Annotated in this window: 18 protein-coding genes and 2 tRNA genes; 12 read left to right on the top strand and 8 right to left on the bottom strand. The window is 64.6% G+C overall.

The window, feature by feature from the left end; all coding sequences use genetic code 11:
- Nucleotides 1–57: 57 nt before the first annotated feature.
- Nucleotides 58–3,969 carry an Eco57I restriction-modification methylase domain-containing protein gene (locus tag NO930_RS10715; RefSeq protein WP_256403448.1) on the top strand — a complete coding sequence of 1,304 codons (3,912 nt, stop codon included), beginning with the start codon at nt 58–60 and terminating at the stop codon, nt 3,967–3,969.
- Nucleotides 3,970–4,041: 72 nt separating this feature from the next.
- On the opposite strand, the gene NO930_RS10710 is transcribed toward NO930_RS10715, so the two are convergent.
- From NO930_RS10710 to NO930_RS10700, 3 genes are all read right to left on the bottom strand, one after another.
- A complete protein-coding gene (locus NO930_RS10710) occupies nt 4,042–4,386 on the bottom strand; it encodes a hypothetical protein (RefSeq protein WP_256403447.1) in 345 nt (114 codons plus the stop codon).
- 693 nt (nt 4,387–5,079) lie between these two features.
- Nucleotides 5,080–5,152: transfer RNA gene (locus tag NO930_RS10705), tRNA-Thr, on the bottom strand.
- A 567-nt stretch (nt 5,153–5,719) separates the two neighbouring features.
- Entirely contained in the window at nt 5,720–6,715 is a 996-nt protein-coding gene (locus NO930_RS10700) for a class I SAM-dependent methyltransferase (RefSeq protein WP_256403446.1), read from the bottom strand.
- 313 nt (nt 6,716–7,028) lie between these two features.
- On the opposite strand from NO930_RS10700, the gene NO930_RS10695 reads away from it, so the two are divergent.
- Nucleotides 7,029–7,295: an AbrB/MazE/SpoVT family DNA-binding domain-containing protein gene (locus NO930_RS10695; RefSeq protein ID WP_137783255.1), complete on the top strand. Its 267-nt coding sequence runs from the start codon at nt 7,029–7,031 to the stop codon at nt 7,293–7,295.
- A gap of 3 nt (nt 7,296–7,298) precedes the next feature.
- Nucleotides 7,299–7,652 (top strand): type II toxin-antitoxin system PemK/MazF family toxin, encoded by a 354-nt coding sequence (locus tag NO930_RS10690; protein ID WP_137783254.1) that lies wholly within the window; start codon nt 7,299–7,301, stop codon nt 7,650–7,652.
- Here the strand turns inward: NO930_RS10690 and NO930_RS10685 are convergent.
- On the bottom strand, nt 7,649–7,942 hold the full coding sequence (locus NO930_RS10685) for a chorismate mutase (protein ID WP_137783253.1): 294 nt from the start codon (nt 7,940–7,942) through the stop codon (nt 7,649–7,651). The two genes, NO930_RS10690 and NO930_RS10685, sit on opposite strands and share 4 nt — an antisense overlap.
- Before the next feature lie 4 nt (nt 7,943–7,946).
- The gene (locus NO930_RS10680) at nt 7,947–8,846 is read right to left on the bottom strand and encodes a shikimate kinase (RefSeq protein ID WP_256403445.1); all 900 of its coding nucleotides are present in this window, start codon (nt 8,844–8,846) and stop codon (nt 7,947–7,949) included.
- 264 nt (nt 8,847–9,110) lie between these two features.
- Between NO930_RS10680 and NO930_RS10675 the strand changes: the two genes are divergently transcribed.
- The 5 genes from NO930_RS10675 to aspS all read left to right on the top strand — a co-directional run bounded on the left by NO930_RS10675 (nt 9,111) and on the right by aspS (nt 13,304).
- Entirely contained in the window at nt 9,111–9,569 is a 459-nt protein-coding gene (locus NO930_RS10675) for a DUF5796 family protein (RefSeq protein WP_137784317.1), read from the top strand.
- Nucleotides 9,570–9,716: 147 nt separating this feature from the next.
- Nucleotides 9,717–10,103 carry a ferredoxin gene (locus tag NO930_RS10670; RefSeq protein WP_137784316.1) on the top strand — a complete coding sequence of 129 codons (387 nt, stop codon included), beginning with the start codon at nt 9,717–9,719 and terminating at the stop codon, nt 10,101–10,103.
- Between the two features lie 136 nt (nt 10,104–10,239).
- A tRNA-Leu gene (locus NO930_RS10665) sits at nt 10,240–10,324 on the top strand.
- Nucleotides 10,325–10,486: 162 nt separating this feature from the next.
- Nucleotides 10,487–11,893, top strand: coding sequence for a nickel pincer cofactor biosynthesis protein LarC (gene larC / locus NO930_RS10660; protein WP_256403444.1), 1,407 nt, complete (start codon nt 10,487–10,489; stop codon nt 11,891–11,893).
- Nucleotides 11,894–11,999: 106 nt separating this feature from the next.
- A complete protein-coding gene (aspS, locus tag NO930_RS10655; RefSeq protein ID WP_256403443.1) occupies nt 12,000–13,304 on the top strand; it encodes an aspartate--tRNA(Asn) ligase in 1,305 nt (434 codons plus the stop codon).
- A gap of 52 nt (nt 13,305–13,356) precedes the next feature.
- Here aspS and NO930_RS10650 read toward each other — a convergent pair whose 3' ends face one another.
- On the bottom strand, nt 13,357–13,635 hold the full coding sequence (locus NO930_RS10650; protein ID WP_137784064.1) for a UPF0058 family protein: 279 nt from the start codon (nt 13,633–13,635) through the stop codon (nt 13,357–13,359).
- A 119-nt stretch (nt 13,636–13,754) separates the two neighbouring features.
- Nucleotides 13,755–13,970, bottom strand: coding sequence for a DUF7120 family protein (locus NO930_RS10645; protein WP_049982317.1), 216 nt, complete (start codon nt 13,968–13,970; stop codon nt 13,755–13,757).
- A gap of 221 nt (nt 13,971–14,191) precedes the next feature.
- On the opposite strand from NO930_RS10645, the gene NO930_RS10640 reads away from it, so the two are divergent.
- Nucleotides 14,192–14,800: a sulfite oxidase-like oxidoreductase gene (locus NO930_RS10640; protein ID WP_137784063.1), complete on the top strand. Its 609-nt coding sequence runs from the start codon at nt 14,192–14,194 to the stop codon at nt 14,798–14,800.
- 125 nt (nt 14,801–14,925) lie between these two features.
- Entirely contained in the window at nt 14,926–16,308 is a 1,383-nt protein-coding gene (locus NO930_RS10635; protein WP_256403442.1) for an isochorismate synthase, read from the top strand.
- Between the two features lie 10 nt (nt 16,309–16,318).
- Here NO930_RS10635 and NO930_RS10630 read toward each other — a convergent pair whose 3' ends face one another.
- Nucleotides 16,319–17,059, bottom strand: a complete 741-nt coding sequence (locus tag NO930_RS10630) for a proteasome assembly chaperone family protein (protein WP_256403441.1) — start codon at nt 17,057–17,059, stop codon at nt 16,319–16,321.
- A 119-nt stretch (nt 17,060–17,178) separates the two neighbouring features.
- On the opposite strand from NO930_RS10630, the gene NO930_RS10625 reads away from it, so the two are divergent.
- On the top strand, nt 17,179–18,144 hold the full coding sequence (locus NO930_RS10625) for an RsmB/NOP family class I SAM-dependent RNA methyltransferase (RefSeq protein WP_137784366.1): 966 nt from the start codon (nt 17,179–17,181) through the stop codon (nt 18,142–18,144).
- A complete protein-coding gene (locus NO930_RS10620; RefSeq protein WP_256403440.1) occupies nt 18,141–18,692 on the top strand; it encodes a DUF7122 family protein in 552 nt (183 codons plus the stop codon). Before NO930_RS10625 ends, NO930_RS10620 begins: the two co-directional genes overlap by 4 nt.
- Nucleotides 18,693–18,695: the final 3 nt, after the last annotated feature.

Below are 18,695 nucleotides of genomic sequence, written 5' to 3'. Positions count from 1 at the left end.
GATCGAGTACCCAAGTAGTCAGCAATCATTAAGGAACACCGGTCGACACAAGAGGCTATGCCCGACGCCGCCGCCGTCTCCGAGTCTCTCCACGCCGTCAGTACCCTCTCGGCGGGGGACATGAGTGAGCGCGACGTGGAGAACTTGTTTCTCGAAACCGGCTTCTACGATGCTCTTGGTTTCGAGGGAACCGGCACCGATCTCCGAAGCGAGTTCACCCTTCCCGACGATCGCCGCCCTGACTACATCACGCTGGACTCGAACGAGGCCGTCACGACCGTATACGAATTCAAGACCACCGGCGAGTCCCTCCCGCAACACAGGTCACAGCTGTTCGGTTACATGGACTTCCTCCGGGCGGAACACGGAGTTCTGACGAACGGCGAGGAACTGCGCCTCTACCGACGTGGGGAGGACCGCCCCCGACTCGTCGTTTCTCTCGACGCCGTCACCGACTCGGACGCCCGCGACCTCGCAAGCGCGCTCCAGAAACGCGAGTTCGACCTCACCGATCCCGACGACGTGAACAACTTTCTCGGGAACCTCGATCCGATTCCCTTGAATCAGCAGGCCGAACTCGGGCAGGAACACTTCTTCGACACGTTCCGGCTTGAGGAGGGCAGCCCGTTCGCCGACCTCGTTACGGGCATGATGGACCTCCTCGAAGAACTCCGTGACGAACAGGAAGCCAAGTTCGTGAAGGGGGCGTACGACTTTTGGGAGGCGACATACGCGAGCGAGCCCGACGAGGTGCCAGATTCGTGGGAGCCGTTCATCGGCGGGAACCAGTCGCTCCGGGACTTCATGTTCTGTCTCGAAAGCGGACACGCACTTCTCGCCCGTCTCCTCCTCGCGAAGGCCACCGAGGATCACGACTTCTTCGCCGGCACCCCGTACGGGGGGATGGACGACTACTTCCGCGGACTCCAAGGGTTCGGCCGGACGATCAATCTCGACGCGTTCCCTGTCGCCGCGGACAATCTCATTGACGACATGTCGGATCAGCTCGTTGAGGGGCTGTTTCAGGACGACATTTTCGTGTGGTGGACGGACGGCTACGCCGAGGAACTGTCTCGGGGGCACGAGACGGGTGCGAGCCAGTTCGAGGAAGTCGCCAAGGAGGCCGGCGGGGTGGACCGGATCAGCGACGCGACCCGAGACCGATTCAGCCGGGCGGTAGCGGAGGTGTTCTTCAACGTACTTCGGTTCGACTTCGGGGACGTTGAGGGGGACCTCCTTGGGGACCTGTATCAGCGATACTTCGACCCGGAGACGCGGAAGGCCCTCGGAGAGTTCTACACGCCGCAACCGGTGATCGACTACATCATGGACGGCGTCGGCTACGAGCGGGGAGTCTCAAACGAGCGACTCATTGATCCAGCCTGTGGCTCCGGGACGTTCCTCGTGGAAGCCGTCGAGCGGTACATCGCGGACGTGGAGCAGTACGAGGAGGACCCGGATTGGAAAGACCACCTACAGGACCTATGTACCCGCCCGCGCGTGGTCGGGCTCGACATACACCCCTTCGCCGTTCTCATGGCGCAGATTCGGTTTGTCGTGGCAGTTCTCCCCGCGTATCGGAAGGCAAAACAGGAACATCCGGAATACACGATCCGCCGTCTACCCATTTACCGGACCGACACTCTACGGAACGAGCGGGAACTAACCGGGACCGACCTCGGTGACGACGGCTCCCGGCAGATGACCTTCGACGCGATGGTCGACGATGAGAAAGACGTGCGGATCCCGGTCCCGCTCCCAGTCGAAGTGGACGAGGACGAGGTGGATGAGACCGAGGACGGCTTTTTGGTGCGACGCGTTCGGATGCCGCTGTTCGACACCCTCCAAGTTCAGACGGGCGTGAGCAACTTCGGGGAGTACTTCGCCGCGTTACAGGGCGTTCTCGACACGGTGAAGGACCACATGGCGCTCGCGGAGGAGTTCGGCGGGGACTTCGACTGGACCTACCAGAGCGGGCTTGAGGAGCGTATCCACCACCACACCAAGCGCGAGTACGACGGCGTCGAGGAGTTCTTCGCCCCGTACGTGAACGACATGCTGGAGAACGTCCGGTATCTCAAGGAGGAACACAACGACGGGCGGCTGTTCAAGATGTTCGAGGACACGGTGCTGGCACTCGTCGTCAAGAACTACATGGAATACGACTACGTGGTGGGGAATCCACCGTACGTCCGTATCCAGAACCTCCCGGACAGTCAGAAGGCGATGATGGACACGCTGTACGACGCGACAACCGGGAACTACGACATATACTGCCCATTCTACGAGCGCGGTCTCGACTGGCTCGCGGAGGGCACGGGGAAGCTCGGATTCATCACGCCGAACCAGTTCATGGTCACGGACTACGGGGAGGGGCTTCGGCGCGTTCTCCTCGAAGACAGCCAGATCGAGGAGGTGTACGACTTCCGGGACTCGGGCGTGTTCGAGGACGCCACCAACTACCCCGCGGTCGTGATCCTCGAAGACGAGCCCGACCGAGCGGCGCGCGAAGACAACGAAATTCGGTGCGTCCGGGTGAAGGCGAACACGGACGGAGAGGACGACCGAGAACTGGACGAGGAGATTGTGACTTCGGTGCGAGAGAACCGCGGCTCCCCGGGCTATTCTGACGAGTTCATCGACGTGTTCGACTACCCACAATCGAAGCTCTCGGGAGACGAGTATTGGGCGTTGATGCCTCCCGAGGAGCTACAGGTCTTCGAGAAGCTGGAGAGGCAGGCACCAGCGACGATTGGGGACGTGACTGACGCCGTTTTTCAGGGAATCCGAACCAGCGCGAACAAGATCTATGTGGTGGATGTGCTGGATGCCGACAGAATTGAATCGGATGATACTGACGGGGTAGTGACCGTAGTCCCGATCGGAGAGTCACAGGAGTACGAGATCGAGACCGACCTACTTCGCCCGTTCTTGGAAGGAGACGAAGTGAAACGATGGCGAGGCGATTGGGGCGGACTCCATGTCGTTCACCCGTACTATGCCGAGGAGACAGACAGCGGCGAAGTTGAGGCCGGGTTGTACTCGCAAGAGTATTTAAGCGAGAACCTTCCGAAAACGTGGCAGTTCTTCCTCGAACATCGAGACGCGCTTGAGGCCCGAGAGAGCGGTCGAAAAGAAGGTAAGGACGACTGGTACGGCTACATCTATCCGAAGAACCTCGGGAAATTCGAGGCACCCAAGATCATCCAAGCACACATCGCTACCGATGCGACATTTATGATCGACGAGCCGGGGACTTGGTATTTCACGACCGCGTATGGAGTCCTCTTAGATCCCGACCACCGAAGCCTCACCGAGGAGATCACATGCCAGCTCAACTCGAAAGCCCTCGACTTCTATTTCAAGCACATCACGACGGTCAAGATGGGCGGATACTACGAGTATAGATCGCAGTACGTCGAGAAGCTCCCCTGTGTCACCGAGGACACGGCGGGCGTCTTCGGATCGATGCGCGGGACGGCAGGAGAGATCGTAGACACCATCGACCTCGATAGCCGGACCGACCGCTTCCCGGAGGCATACCTCGGCGACTACGACGGTGAACTCGACTACATCAATTACGAGTGGCAGACCCGGCGGTACCCGGTCAATGCCGAAATTCAGGGGGACATGGACGGCGACTTTACCGTACAGGCGGGGCGTTCTGACGAGATCAACGACCCGGCGATGTACTCCGATGATCGAGACGCTCGCAAGCGCCGCGCTGAGTACGTTCACGCCGCCGTAGACGGTCGGAGCGTCAAGAGCAGCGAGGAAACGACCATTCCCATTCCCCGGAGCGATGATGGCGTGGTGGAACTACTGGAGCGTCTGGAGACGGATCGTACCGAGGTCGAGGAGACGAACATAGCCGAACTCGAAGCCGAGATCGATGATGCGGTGTACGATCTGTTCGACCTAACTGCGGAAGAACGCGCCGTCGTGGAAGACTACCTCGACGTGTTCTAATAGACACCGTCTCGGGTTTAGACAATATCCGGTCCGAAAGAACATCGGGGAACAGACACTACGCGCGTTGACTCAATCCCACTTTCCGGTGTACTGAACTTCAAAAGCAAAATTCCTAACTAAACGCTCAACCTCTCGTTGTTTTTGCTCGGCGCTTAGGTTCAGCTCTAAGTAATATCCGTTAACGAGTTCACGAGGTTGTTTCATTTTCCTCTCTCCATGAGAAGTCTGATCATGTATGATTGGTCGCATTGTACCGGGGATATAGGGAAGGGGTTGAATTTTCGATTCCAAATTATACTCGCTTAGCAGGTGGTTTACGAGGTCTACGAAGGGATCGACTTGACGTGGCCCTTGGAACTCAATACGCACATCCCCTTCCTCGATAAGCCGTATTCCGTAGAGTTCCTGAGTCATATATACCAGTTCGTGGAAGGCTCATATCAAACTACTTGACGACGTTTTGTAGCGAACACACTTCCATGGCGAGTGTCACGGCGAAAATGTTCACAGCCATCTGTGCGCTCTGCTTAGCCGCCTTTCATTCCCCTACAATATTCAGCCCATCTGATCGAGGGTGTCCCGTCCGTCACTAACCGAGGCTGTATCTTTCTCCGAAGAAACTACACTCTCCAATATGTGTGATTTGTCCGGGGAGAGAGCGGACATTGCGATAGAACTGCCGCCGTCAACTTTTCTCCACCCTTGGACCAGCCCTACCCGAATCTACGCGGAATCGTATAGGGCCGCCGTAAAATTCGAGATCGACTCTCGCCCTAACTCTGTGTCACGCACACAAGTCGCCTGACCGAGTTCTAACCGGTCCCCCGTGGGTCGTGTGGTATCGTCGGGGACGTTCTATCGCAACGAGGGGCCGCGCGAGGCTGCCAGCGAACGGACCCGCGCCTGAAGATCATCCGGATTCGTTTCCTTTGCTTAGACTCCACCACGGCTCACCCGCGACCCCATTACCGAATCAAATGTTAACGGCAATCCCGTCCGCGAGACCGAATCAAATGGTAGTTATCAAGGTGCTCCTAAATGCGAAAAGACAAGTATGAGGCCCTCTAACGGTTACTCGTACTCCCTCGCAGAACGAAGTGAAGCGAGAGCCGGAGGAGGGATTTGAACCCTCGACCTATTCCTTACGAAGGAATCGCTCTGCCAGCTGAGCTACCCCGGCGCGCATGTGACCATTTCCGAACACGAAAATAAGGGTTCCGAAACGGTGGCGGCGACGAAGTCCAGTCGGTACCGATCGGATCGGTTGTTCCGGTCGGTAGACACTCGCACGACATCCATGTGTTTTGAAATACACTATATATTACTACATACGAGTAGGTATCTAGCAAATAGTTCGTATGATATAAGGAAAAAGCATAAATATGTGGTTGGGGTTTAATCAGAGTGTGATGACACCGAACGCGTGCCGCGATGGCGGGGATCGACTCCCTCGTCGGTGTGTGCCCGGTCGGAGCCCGTACCGGGCGTCGACGACCGCGTCGATCGCATCCCCCACGGCGATCTGACGCGCCACTCTCCCCAGCGAGTGATCCACCACGGCACCTGCGTGGCCAACGCTACCGGCGTGTCAAGCGCACAATCGCCTCTGACCTCGACGGTCACGGGGCCGTGGACTCTTGTCATGTGACGGGCCCGACGCCGTTCCGACCCGCGATACTCTCGGGCGGGCGGCGAATCTGCCTTTGCCACCGCCTCTAGACGCCGGTACCAGTTCCACTGGACCGCACTACGGTTCCGTCCGCGTCAGTCTGACGTCCAAACAGACGTTGTGTTCGTGTGGCGCGTACGACCGGACGACCCGTTCGGTCTCTACGTCGACCGCGTACTCGTCTCCGACGGCGGCGCGTATCGCGTCCGCTCCCGGGCCAAACGGATCGTCCTCGTGTTGGATGTCGTAGTAGTGGATCACGCAGTCGTCGCCGGCCAGCGCGGTCGCCGCGTCGAGGAACTCGTCGGCGGAGTGCGGGAGGTTCATCACGAGCCGGTCCGCCGTGTCGGCGTACTCCGTCGCCGCCTCGCGGACGTCACCGGCGACCGCGGTCACCCGATCGGCGACGCCGTTTCGCTCGGCGTTTTCCCGGAGGTATTGGATCGCCGTCTCGTTCAGATCGCAGGCGACGACGTCGGCACCGTGGCTCGCCATCGGAACCGCGTAGGGACCGACCCCGGCGAACATGTCGACGACCGTTTCGTCCGCGCCGACCTGCGTCACCACGCGATGACGCTCGGTCGCGAGCCGCGGCGAGAAGTACACCTCGGCGACATCGAGCGCGAACTCGTGGCCGTACTCGCGGTGGACCGTCTCGGTGCCGTTCCCGGCGAGCACGTCCCACCGCCGAACGCGAAGTTCGCCTTCGATGGGTGACGCGCGATTGAGCACCGTCTCGCAGGGCAGATCGGAAGCCATCACCGCGTCGGCGATCGCGGCGGCGCGGTCGGGATCGTCCTCGTCGACGATGACGATATCTCCCAGTCGCTCTACCGAGGGCTCGAATCCGAGGATCTCGGCCGGCGTCTTCGGTCTGTCGCGCTCGGGGGCGTCGCGCCTCTCGATCCGGCCTCCGAGGCCGCTCGGAACGCGTTCCGCGTCGGTGACCGGTATGTAGATCGTGTCTCCGTCGACGGTGATCTCGTGGTCCCCGTCGATCACGTCGGCGTCGGCGAGCAGCTCGCGGACGTGCTCGCCGCGCTCGCGCGCGACCGCGACACATGGAACGCTCATTGCTGCAACCAGAGGCGAGGCAACATAAACAGTGACGCTTCGCTGTCGGGGGCACGCTCGCCACGAGACGTCTCGACGGCAAGGCGTTGTATCCCGCTGAAACCGCTCTCTAGGGGCTCGATCGGTCGATGGCCGAACGTAGCGTATCCGGTGTGACCCCCCTACCGACTCTCCCGCTGCTCGACCTTGTTCAGGTAGCTGAAATCCATTATATCGAACCCCGAACGAAAGTTGCGCATGTCGTGGTGGTCTGTCCCCTCTCAGCTCTTCTCCGAGCGAAAAGGATATAGATATGAATATGATATGAATAAACATGAGCCAGAGCGAGGAACGTAAGGTCGGTGAACGGGGGCAAGTCACCCTCCCGAAAGAACTGAGAGAGAAACTGGGTATCCACGGGGGGGACGAGGTACTGGTTCACGAAGAGGACGGGAAAATCACCATCGAAAAACCGCTGTCTCGTGAGGAACTCGCTGAGGGATACCGACGACGCGCAGCAGAATCCGAAGCCCTCGCGGAGGAGATGGACGGTGTATCTCGCGAGGCCGACGAGTACCTCGGTGATGTTCCCAAGTGGTAATCGATGGACGTTCGCCGCGGAGACATCGTCATCGTCGAGCTTGACCCGACAGAGGGGTCAGAGCAACGGGGAACACGACCGTGCCTAGTCGTGCAGAACGACGTTGGGAACGAGAATGCGCCGACGACCATCGTCGTCCCGTTTACGACCTCGCAAGGAGACGAACTGTACCCGTTCGAGGTACTCGTCTCGGCCGCCGAGTCTCCGCTCCGAGAGGATTCGGTCGCTCTCTGTAGTCAGATTCGCACGGTGTCCATCGAGCATCGTATTAATACCAGTCTCGGCTCCGTGCCGGCGTCCCGTATGGAGGAAGTGGACGAGGCACTCGAATACAGCCTCGGTCTGATGGAACTCTAACGACTCTCCCGCTGCTCGACCTTGTTCAGTTCGATCAAAAGCCGGAAGATCGCCTTCACGAGGTTGGCGTCGACGTCGAAGCGCTCGGCGTTGTCGCCGGCGCGCTCCATCACGCGCTCTTCTTGGCCCTCGTCGGTCGTCGGGAGATCGCGCTCCGCTTTCACGGCCGCCACGGTGTCGGCGACGTACGTCCGACGGGCGATCAGCTCGACGATCTCTCGGTCGATGTCCTCTATCTCGCGGCGCAGTTCGTCCAGACTCATCTCTTCGGGATTCGGTGTTTCGCTCATTGGTTCACTCTCGGAGAACGGCCGCGCCGTCGTTTCTCGTTGTCGTTCGTCGCAGCGCTCCGGGTCGGTCGTCCCACGCGTCGGCGACAGCGTCGAGGTCGGCGTCGGGGTCGTCCGGGTCCGCGACGGCGACGACGCTCGGTCCGGTACCCGACAGCGAGACGCCGGACGCGTGCGGCATCGCCTCGACCGCGGGATCGGCGTCGAACCCGAGCGCGGCGGAGAAGGCGAGGCCGTTGACGGTCATCGCCTCGGCGTACCGCCCGTCGAGGGCGAGATCGGCGACGAGGTCGGCCATGGGCGCGACGGACTCACAGCGCGCCACGTCGGCGTCGGCGGTGTAGGCGCGTTCGGGCGGGGTCCACACGAGCACGTCCCAGTCGACCGGGTCGCGCGACCGGAGCTCGTCGCTCCCGTTGTCGGTGACGGCGACGCCACCGAGCATCGAGGCGGCCGCGTCGTCGAACGCGCCCGTGACGGTGACGCCGGCCTCTCGGGCCGCGCGGACGCCGAGTCGACAGGCCTCGAGACGCGTGACGTCGACCGACGAGTCGTCGGCGTCGTCGCCGACCTCGAGGCCGAGCGCGTCACAGGTCGCGAGGACGGTCGCGTTCGCGGCCGCGCTGGAGCTTTTCAGCCCCGCCGCGAGCGGGACGTCGCTGTCGGTGCGGACGGTTCCCCCCTCGCCGCCGCCCCAGCGATCGACCGCGAGGGCGACGCAGCGCTCGATCAGGTCGGTGTCGGCGTCGGCGTCCTCGGCGATCCGTCCGTCGACGCCGTCGCTGTCGGGGTCGAGCGCGACCGTCGCGCGCGTCTCGACGTCAATACCGAAGGCCGCGCCGGTGCCGGTCGCGAGCGCGTTCAACACGGTTCCGGCTCCGAGCGCCGCTGCCCGTCCCTCCATGCACTCACGGCTCGCGAGCGCAAATAAAGAGGTAGCGATCACGGCGAGTCTCTCACGGCGTCGGTTCGCGGTGGCGGCGCACGTCCGCTCGCTTATGATCGCAATCGCGATCTCCTGTTGCCATCTCCGCTTCTATTGTTATCCACTCTTCTATTGCTATCTGCCGTCTCGCACGCACCCGCGAGTTCGGCCATGCCGGCGTGAGCCCATCGCTCGTCGGCGCGTCCCGCGTCGCTTTTGAGGGGCGCGCTCGGACCGGTTCGTATGTCAGCGCCTTCGCGAAGCGACGTTCCGCCGACGTCGATCGGGATCGACCTCCGGGAGGAGGGCGTCGTCGTCGAATACCTCGACGGGCGGACCACCCTCTACCGCGGTGTTCCCGATTCCGTGGAGGGGTCGGTGACGGCCGGCCCGGGCAAGGAGACGCACGTCCTCGTCACCGATCCGACGGAGACCGAGGGTGTGATGACGTACGTCAACGACTACAACACCGACGACGAGATACTGGAGGACTCTGGCGTCGGCCGCGTCATGGTCGAGGAAGGGGACCGCGAGGAGGTGTTTCCCGGCGTCATCGTCGGCCGCACGGGACAGCGCAACGAGGTGATCGCCGACCCCGAGATCGCCGGCGGGCGGGTGTTCGTCTTCGTCGAAGACGGCTGGACGGAGGGGAGCTACGAGATCGTCGAGGGGCCCGAGGACGGACTCGACGCACACCGGTGAGCCGCCGGAGGGAGACCCGTGCGGTCCGAGAAGAGACCTGCGTGATCCGAGAAGAGACTCGGAGACCACCGGGACGACGAGAACCATCGGTCGCCGATCGGCGAGAACGATCGACAGACGAAAGTCGCGTCGGCGCCGACGAAACGTATGAGCGACGCCGACGAGACGGCGGCGGACACGGACGAGGCCGAACCGGAGACCGACCGCGACGAGGTCGTTCGGGCGAGCGACATCGGCGGCGAGGGGCCGCCGGTCGAGGAGAAGCCGTACAAGATCGTCTTTGAAGCCAACAAGTGCTTCGGGGCGGGCAAGTGTGCGGAGGTCGCGGACAACTGGGTGATGGACATCCAGAGCGGCATGGCGAAGCCGCGGTCGTACTACATCGGCGAGGACGAACTCGACGAGAACATCCGGGCCGCGGAGGTGTGTCCCGCGAAGAAAGAACAGGGCGTGATTCACGTCGTCGACCGGCGGACGGACGAGGAGATCGCACCCGATCCGCACGGCGACGGGACGCTCTCGGTCGACTGGTAGGTCACCGACACGTCGTCGCCCACATCTCGGACGCACGTGGATCGCTGTCTGTGGATCGACATCCGTGGACCGCCCCGCGGATCGCGGCCCGATCATTCGAAAGGGGTTTGACTCCGCCGCTTGAACCCGGATCTGCGCGGGGGTGGCTGAGCCTGGCCAAAAGCGGCGGACTTAAGATCCGCTCCTGTAGAGGTTCGAGGGTTCGAATCCCTTCCCCCGCATGCCTGCGGCGCTCACACCTCGTGAGCGCCGCGGCCGGGCTGGTAGGGACTCGAATCGGGGAGCGGAAAGTGAGAGAGCCGCGACGCGGACCGGGCGTGTTCGCGGTGGGGTATCGGAGTCGAATCCGGAGGTATTTGTCCGCCGCTCGCGTCCGATGGGCCATGCGAACGCTCGTCTTCGACGGCCGAACCGGTGCCGCCGGCGACATGATCTGCGCCGCGCTGATCGCGGCCGGCGCTGACCCGGCCGTGCTCGCCCCCGTCTCGAAGCGGCTGCCGGTCCGGTACGAGGTTGGCGAGACGACCCGAAACGGGATACGCGCGACGACCGTGGACGTGCTCCTCGACGGGCCGAGAGACGATATCGAGCCGTCGAAGGGACACGACGACCACGACCACGACGACCACGGACACGGCCACGACCACGACGACCACGGACACGACCACGACCACGGCCACGACCACGACCACGACGACCACGGACACGACCACGACCACGGCCACGACCACGACCACGACCACGCCGAGGGGGCCGGAGTCACTCGGAGTTATTCCGAGGTAGTGGCGCTCGTCGAGTCGATGGATCTCTCCGGATCTGTCGAATCGACGGCGCTCGACGCGTTCGAGCGACTCGGCCGCGCCGAGGCCTCGGTCCACGGCACGGACCTCCACGAGACGCACTTCCACGAGGTCGGCGCGGACGACGCGATCGCCGACGTCGTCGGCGCGGCGCTCCTCCTCGACGACCTCGACCCGCACCGCGTCGTCACCACCCCGGTCGCCGCCGGGCGCGGCGAGGTGGCGATGACACACGGAGTCTATCCGGTCCCTACCCCGGCGACGGCGGAGATCGCGGCTCAGGCCGACTACGCGGTTCGCGGCGGCCCCGTCGACGCCGAACTTCTGACTCCCACGGGCGCGGCGATCCTCGGTGCGGTCGCCGAGGGCGTCGATTCGGTGCCGGACCTCGCGCTCGACGGGGTCGGGTACGGTGCCGGCGACGCGACGTTCCCCGAGCATCCGAACGTGCTCCGCGTCCTCGTCGGCGACGGAAGAGGTCGCGCCGCTGGGGACGAGCGAGACCGAGACGCCGGCGGACTCGTCCGCGACGACGTCGCCGTCCTCGAAACGAACCTCGACGACGCCACGCCGGAGGTGCTCGGCGGGCTCCAAGAGACGCTCTCGCGGGCGGGTGCGCGAGACGTGACGGTCGTCCCGACGACGATGAAGAAATCGCGGCCCGGCCACCTCGTGAAGGTGATCTGTCGCCCGGCCGACGCCGAGGCGGTCGCGGAGGCGCTCGCCCGCGAGACGGGGACGCTCGGCGTCCGACAGTCGGGAGCGAGCCACCGCTGGATCGCCGATCGCGAGTTCGAAACGGCGACGATCTCTCTCGACGGCGCGGACCACGAGGTGTCGGTGAAGGTGGCGTCGACGGCCGACGGCGAGGTCTACGACGTCAGCGCCGAGTACGACGACGCGGCCGCGGTCGCGGCGGAGACCGGACTCGCTGTGCGGGAGGTGCTCCGCCGCGCGGAAGCGCAGGTCCGCGCGCCGATAGACGGGTGACCGCGACGGAGATTACGGACGAGACGACCCAGCGCGTCGGGTTCTGTCGAGGCGAGACGACAGGCCTATGACGGCCGCCCGACCAGTGGGACGTAACTCAGTCTCCATGATAGAGCGTATCCACACGTCGGACGTCGAACCGGACGCGGACGAGGTCGCCATCGCCGGCCACGTTCACGAGATCCGCGATTTAGGCGGGCTGGTTTTCCTCATCGTACGCGACCGTGAGGGGCTCATCCAGATAGTCTTCAAAGAGGAGCGGGAGCCGGACCTGTTCGAGGCGGTCCAAGACGTCGGAGCCGAAGACGTCGTTCGCGTCGTCGGCGAGCCGCTGGAGAGCGACCAGGCGCCAGGCGGCGTCGAGATCGCGCCGACCGAGTACGAAGTCATCGACGAGGCGGGCTCGCCGCTGCCGCTCGAGATCTCGAAAGACATCGAGGTCGACCTCTCCACCCGGCTCGATAACCGCGCGCTCGACCTCCGGAAACCGGAGACGCTCGCCGTGTTCACCCTGCGCTCGAAGCTGATCACGGCGATGGAAGAGTGGTTCGACGACGAGGGGTTCGTCGACATCAAGACGCCGCTCATCTCGAAGGGCGGAGCCGAGGGAGGCGCGGAGCTGTTCCCGATCCTCTATTACAACCAAGACGCGTTCCTCTCACAGAGCCCGCAGCTGTACAAGCAGATGCTCATGGCCTCCGGCTACGAGGCAGTCTACGAGACCGGCACCGCGTTCCGCGCCGAGGACTTCGCGACCTCACGGCACGTCTCCGAGATCGCGATGTTCGACGTCGAACTCGCGTACATCGACGACCACGACGACGTGATGGACGTCCAAGAGGAGTCGCTCCGCTACGCGCTTCGCGCGGTCGCAGAGGACGCCGAGCGCGAACTGGACTTACTCGACGTCGACCTCGAGGTGCCAGAAGACGACTTTCCGCGGGTCACCTTCGAGGAGGCGCTCGACATCCTCGAAACCGAGTACGGCCACTTCCCGGACGACCCGACCGACCTCGACACGAAGGGTGAGAAGCTGCTCGGCGAGCATTTCGAGGAGCAGGGACACCCCGCCTTCTTCGTCGTCGGGTACCCCGACGAGAAGTTCTACTACATGCAGGACGTCGACGAAGACGACATCGCGTCTCGGAAGTTCGATCTGATCTACAAGGGACAGGAGTTGTCGTCGGGCGGGCAGCGTGAACACGACGTCGATCGGATGGTCGAGGTCATGGAAGAGGAGGGCGTCGAGACCGCCAACTTCGAGTTCTACATCGAGGCGCTGAGCTACGGCACGCCGCCGCACGGGGGCTACGGGCTCGGTATCGACCGACTGGTTCAGAAGGTCGCCGGGCTCTCGAACATCAAAGAGGCGATCATGTTCCCGCGGGACCCGAACCGTTTAGAACCGTAGAGCGCGCCGTCGCTGCCGGCAGGGAGTCCGCGTATCGGCGTACAACCGCCTTTCAGATCTTGTTTTCGGCGTCGTCGGCGAGTTCTTTCATCCGCTTTCCGACGCGGCCCGCAGGCGAGAACTCGTCTTCGCTCATCGCGTTCGCGAGGGCGTTGCCGAGCACGAACACGGCGTGTTTGTGCTCGCTCTTCGACTTGTGGACGTGCGACGGGTCGACGTCGAGTTCGTCGTACGGATCGAAAAGCGAGCCGTCGACCGTCTCGTGGTCGCGGAAGTGCTCCATTATCGTCACCATCTGTTCGTGAAGTTCGAGCAGCTCGTCTTTGTGCATACCCGCAGATACGGGTCCTCGCCCCTTTAAGCGTTGTTGAGGGGGGTACGCACGGTTTTGTCGGTGCGATAGCGGTCGGATATCGCCGCGTCGGCGAGACCGGGCCCGACCGCCGCCGGTCAGAACACGTACTCGTCTTCGTGGCCCATCATCCCCTCGTCCTCGAAGCCACTCGACTCCTCGTCGTCTCGGGGACCGCTGGTTTTGTACGCCTTAATTCCCGTCGACAGGAGTTCTTCGACCGCTTCTTCTCGGTTGAGGAACTCCCCCTGCTCCACCATCTGGGCGATCTGCATCTCCAGATGCTCCGGCACGGTTATCTCCACTCGTGGCATTTCCTGTCCGGGAGTAATGGCAATGGGGATATAAATGTGGCGTCGAAGATGCGGGTATAAGAAAACAAAAGTAGAATACTTCAAAAGACTACTTCGAATTCATCTAACTCTATTTCAGAATATGCGTATTAGTGAGTGTGTGCGTATGTGTTCGCCGCGTCGGATTGCGCTCTCCGGCCGGGAGCGACACCGATAGGTGCGTACGCCACTGATCGGCACGCATGGCCGACACCGACGGCGTGACCGATCTCACGGGGCTCTTTCGAGAGTACGGCGACGACCGGCTCCCGCCCGGACAACGCGAGACCGACCGCTTCCCGGTGCTCTCGAAGGGCGAGACGCCCGCGTGGGACGCGGACTCGTTCGCCTTCGAGGTGTGGGGTGCCGTCGACGAGCCCCGGTCGTTCTCGCTCGCGGCGTTTCGCGACCTCCCCTCTGTCACGCAGCGGCAGGACTTCCACTGTGTCACCGGCTGGAGCAAGTTCGACTGCACGTTCACGGGCGTCGAGTTCGCCGAGATCGCGGCGCGTGCCGGGCTCGATGACGACGTCTCTCACGTGGTGTTCCACGCGCTCGACGGCTACACGACGAACCTTCCGATAGACGAGTGCACAGAGCCCGGGGTGCTGTTCGCGTACGGCTACGACGGCGGCGACCTCCCCGCCGACCACGGTGGCCCGATCCGGGTCGTCACTCCCCACAAGTACGCGTACAAGGGCGCGAAGTGGGTCACGGGCGTGGAGTTTCTCACCGAGAAGACGCTCGGGTACTGGGAGAAGCGCGGGTACAGCGACACGGCGAACCCGTGGGAAGAAGAGCGGTACAGCTAGCGGCCGCGTGCGGCACGACGAACCGCACGTCGGCCGGTCGAGTCGGGGATCGTCGCGCCGGTCGACGGGCGGGCGGGTTCCCCCGATAGTCAGGATAAAGGTTCCTCGGCCCGGAGTTCACGGCAATGGAACAGGCGCGTTCGACGTCGCCGCCGTCGCTCGTCAGCCGCACGACCGCGATCGACGCCCCGACGTTCGCGGCGGCGTTCGACGCGCTTCCGGCACCGCGGACGACGTGGAACGCACCCGACGACGCGCTGGTGCTCGGGAGCGGGGCGGCCGCGACGCTGACCGGCCGCGGCCCCGACCGTTTCGCCGAGATCCGCGCCGCCGCCGCCGACCTGTTCGACTCCGGCGACGTCCACGCCGGCACCGAGGCCGCCCGCCCTCGCGTGTTCGGCGGCTTCGCGTTTCACGCGGGGAGCTGTGACGGCGACCCGTGGAAACCGTTCCCCGAGGCGCGGTTCGTCCTCCCGCGCGTGCAGGTGACGTTCGCCGACAACGGCGTCTGGCTGACGGTGAACGCGAACGGGTCGGACGCGTCCGTGGGCGACGTAGAGCGTCGGCTCGAAGCCGAGGCGGATCGACTGTCCGGGCTCGACGCGGAGACGGAACGGCCGCCGCGTCCCGGGATCGCAGCGAGCCACCGCACCACGAGCCGCGAGGCGTGGCGCTCAGGGGTGGAGGCCGCAGTCGACCGGATCCGAGGCGGCGATCTACAGAAGGTCGTTCTCGCGCAGGCGCTCGAAGCGGAGCTTTCCGCGCCGTTCCCGCGCTCGGCGACCCTGGAGCGGCTCGCGGAGAAGTACCCCGACTGTCACCGGTACTACTTCGAACCCGCGGGCGACGAGCGCGGGAGCGCCTTCTTCGGCGCGACTCCCGAACGGCTGGTCGCGCTCCGCGGCCGAACGGTGGAGACGGACGCGCTCGCCGGGACCACCGGCCGCGGCGAGACGCCGACGGAAGACGAGTGGCTCGCGCACGAACTCCTCGACGACGCGAAGAACGTCCACGAACACGAACTCGTCGCGGAGACGGTCCGCGAGCAGTTGGAGCCGTTCGCCGCGTCCATCTCGGCCGGCGACAGGCGCGTGCGTCGGCTCGCCACGGTACAGCACCTCCACACGCCGATCACGGCGGAGCTCGACGACGACCGCCACGTCCTCGAACTGGTCGAGGCGCTTCACCCGACACCCGCGGTCGGGGGACTTCCGCCGGACCGCGCGCTCGACACCATCCGGGAGGCGGAGCCGTTCGATCGCGGGTGGTACGCCGCGCCGGTCGGCTGGATCGACGCCGCCGGAAACGGCGCGTTCGCGGTCGCGATACGCTCTGCGGTCGCGCGTCCGCGTCGAGCGACGCTCTTCGCCGGCGTGGGTCTCGTCGCCGACTCCGACCCCGACCGGGAGTGGGACGAGGTGCAACTCAAGTACCGGCCGATCCTCGACGAACTGGAGGACGGAACCGCCGCTCCCGGCGAGGAGACGGGGGCGGCGGACGGCGGCTAGGCTACTCTCGTCACTGGAACATCTTCAGCGGCTCCGCCTGCGAGCTCTCCTCGGTCGCCTCCCGCATCTGCTCTGCGAGCTGCTGTTTGGCGTTGCGGATCTCGGTCGCCTGATCCACGAGGCCGTCGGTCGGCGTCTCGGTCCCGGCGATCGGGTCGATGCCGTCGCGAACGAGGACCCGTGCGGCCTCCGGGTCGGGGAACTGTGGATCCGATTCGACGATCAGACCGACGGCGTCGCGGCCGCGCTCTAACGCCGCCGCGATCATCGCGCCGGTCGGCCCGGAGACGAGCCCGGACTCCGGGGGGTCGTCGACCGACGCGCGCGACAGTGCGTCGCCGCCGTCGCCGGTCGCGATCCCGTACAGCGCCGGCGGCTCCTCGTCCTTCTCGCGGCCGAGTCCGGAGAGGAACACGGGGAACGCTTTCGTCTCGTCGAACCAGCCGTCGAGGCAGTTCGCGACCTCCGTGGCGGCGTTCGGGTGGACCGGCACGTCGCTTCTGAGCGCGACGAGATCGAGTTCGGGGTCGGCGTACAGCCGCACGGGAGCGGTCACCGTCGGATCGTCTTCCCGGTACACCGCCACTCGCGGGAGGCCGTCGCAGTGGACGTTGGCGTAGTGAGTCATCTCGTGTGCGTCGATCATGTGATCGGTCGCGATCTTGCCGACGAGCCCCACGCCGGGAAACCCCTCGACAAGGGTCGGTTCGGACAGCGACACCTCGTCGTCGAGTACGGATATTCGCGCCATGTGCGGCGGTACGCCGCCGACCGACCTAAAACGGTGGGGCCGTCGGGCCACGGGAGCGCGGCGAGTTCCGGACCGTTCCGTGCCGAAACCGACTAACGCCCCCGCGGGGTAGACAGGCCATGAATCCGCTCGACCGGTACGAGTCACTCGTCGACGACGTCGACGCGTTCCGGGCGGCGTGTGACCGGCCGCTGCCGTCGGTCGTGCGCACGAACGGGATAGCCGCCTCGCCGTCGCGCGTCCGCGAGGCGTTCGAAGAGGAGGGTGTGTCGTACGAGCCCGTCGACTGGCACGACGGACTGTTTCGGCTGCCCGACGGGAACCCCGGCGGGAACTGGCCGTACGTCCACGGCTGGACCCACGGCCAGGAGGAGGTCTCCGTCTTGCCGGGGCTCGCACTCGACCCGCAGCCCGGCGAGCGCGTCTGGGACGCCTGTGCCGCTCCGGGGAGCAAGACGACGCAGATCGCCGACGCCATGGACGACCGGGGGACCGTCGTCGCGAACGACAACAATCTCGGTCGGCTCTCGGCGCTGCGGCACAACGCCGAGCGGCTCGGCGTGACGAACGCGATCGTCACGAACCAGGACGCGCGCAACTTCTCCGTGAAACCGCTCGCGTTCGACGCGTTCGACCGCGCGCTGGTCGACGCCCCCTGCTCGTGTGAGGGGACTTGCCGGAAGAACCCGGACGTCCTCGACCAGTGGACGCTCGATCACGTCCACGGCGTCGCCGGGATCCAGAAGGGGATCCTCTCGCGCGCCGTGCAGGCGACCCGTCCCGGCGGGACGGTCGTCTACTCGACGTGCACGTTCGCGCCGGAAGAGAACGAGGCGGTGCTCGACCACGTGCTCGCGAACGAGGCGTGCGAGGTGGTCGAGTTCGACCTCCCGCTTGTAACCGATCCGGGCGTCACCGAGTGGGAAGACGAGACCTACGACGAGGCGGTGACCCGCGCGAAGCGGATCTACCCGCACCGGAACGACACGGGCGGGTTCTTCTGTGCGAAGCTGCGGGTTGACGGTGGCGATGCCGACGGTAACTCCCCCGACGAGGGGGTCGACGAGACGGAGGTGGCGACGTGAGCGACAACACCGACGGCGAGAAGCGAGGCGACCCGGCCAACGACGGCCAGCGGTTCGACCGTCTGCCCGAGACGCCGGCGGACCGGGTGGTCGAGGGGCGCGCGAGCCGCGCCGAGGTGCTCGACTGGTGGCAAGAGCGGTTCGGGATCGGAACGGGCGTGTTCGAGGGGTACAGCTTCTGGGAGAAGGGGGCCGGGAAGATCTGGATATTCAACGGGGAGGCGAGCGACCCGAGCGAGGTGGAGGCCGTCGGGATGACGTTCCTCCGGACGCGACAGGAGCACTGGAAGCCAACCGGTCGGGCGGCGTCGCGGTTCGGGGCACACGCGACGCGAAACGTGATCGACTTGGGTCCCGAACGGGCCGCCCGGTTCGCGGCCGGCGAGGACCAGGACCTCCCCGAGTGGGACGGCGACTGGGGGTACCTGATCGCGACCCACGAGGTCGCCGGCGAACCGGTCCCGATCGGCGTCGGGCTCTACCTCTACGACGAGCTTCGCTCCGTCGTGCCGAAGGGGAGCCGAGCGGACCTGCCGGTCGTCGAGTGACGG

This window comes from Halorubrum salinum, assembly GCF_024494575.1.
Taxonomy (GTDB): Archaea; Halobacteriota; Halobacteria; order Halobacteriales; family Haloferacaceae; genus Halorubrum; species Halorubrum salinum.
Note: the sequence above shows the minus strand (reverse complement) of the source record. Positions and strands in the feature narration are given on the sequence as shown.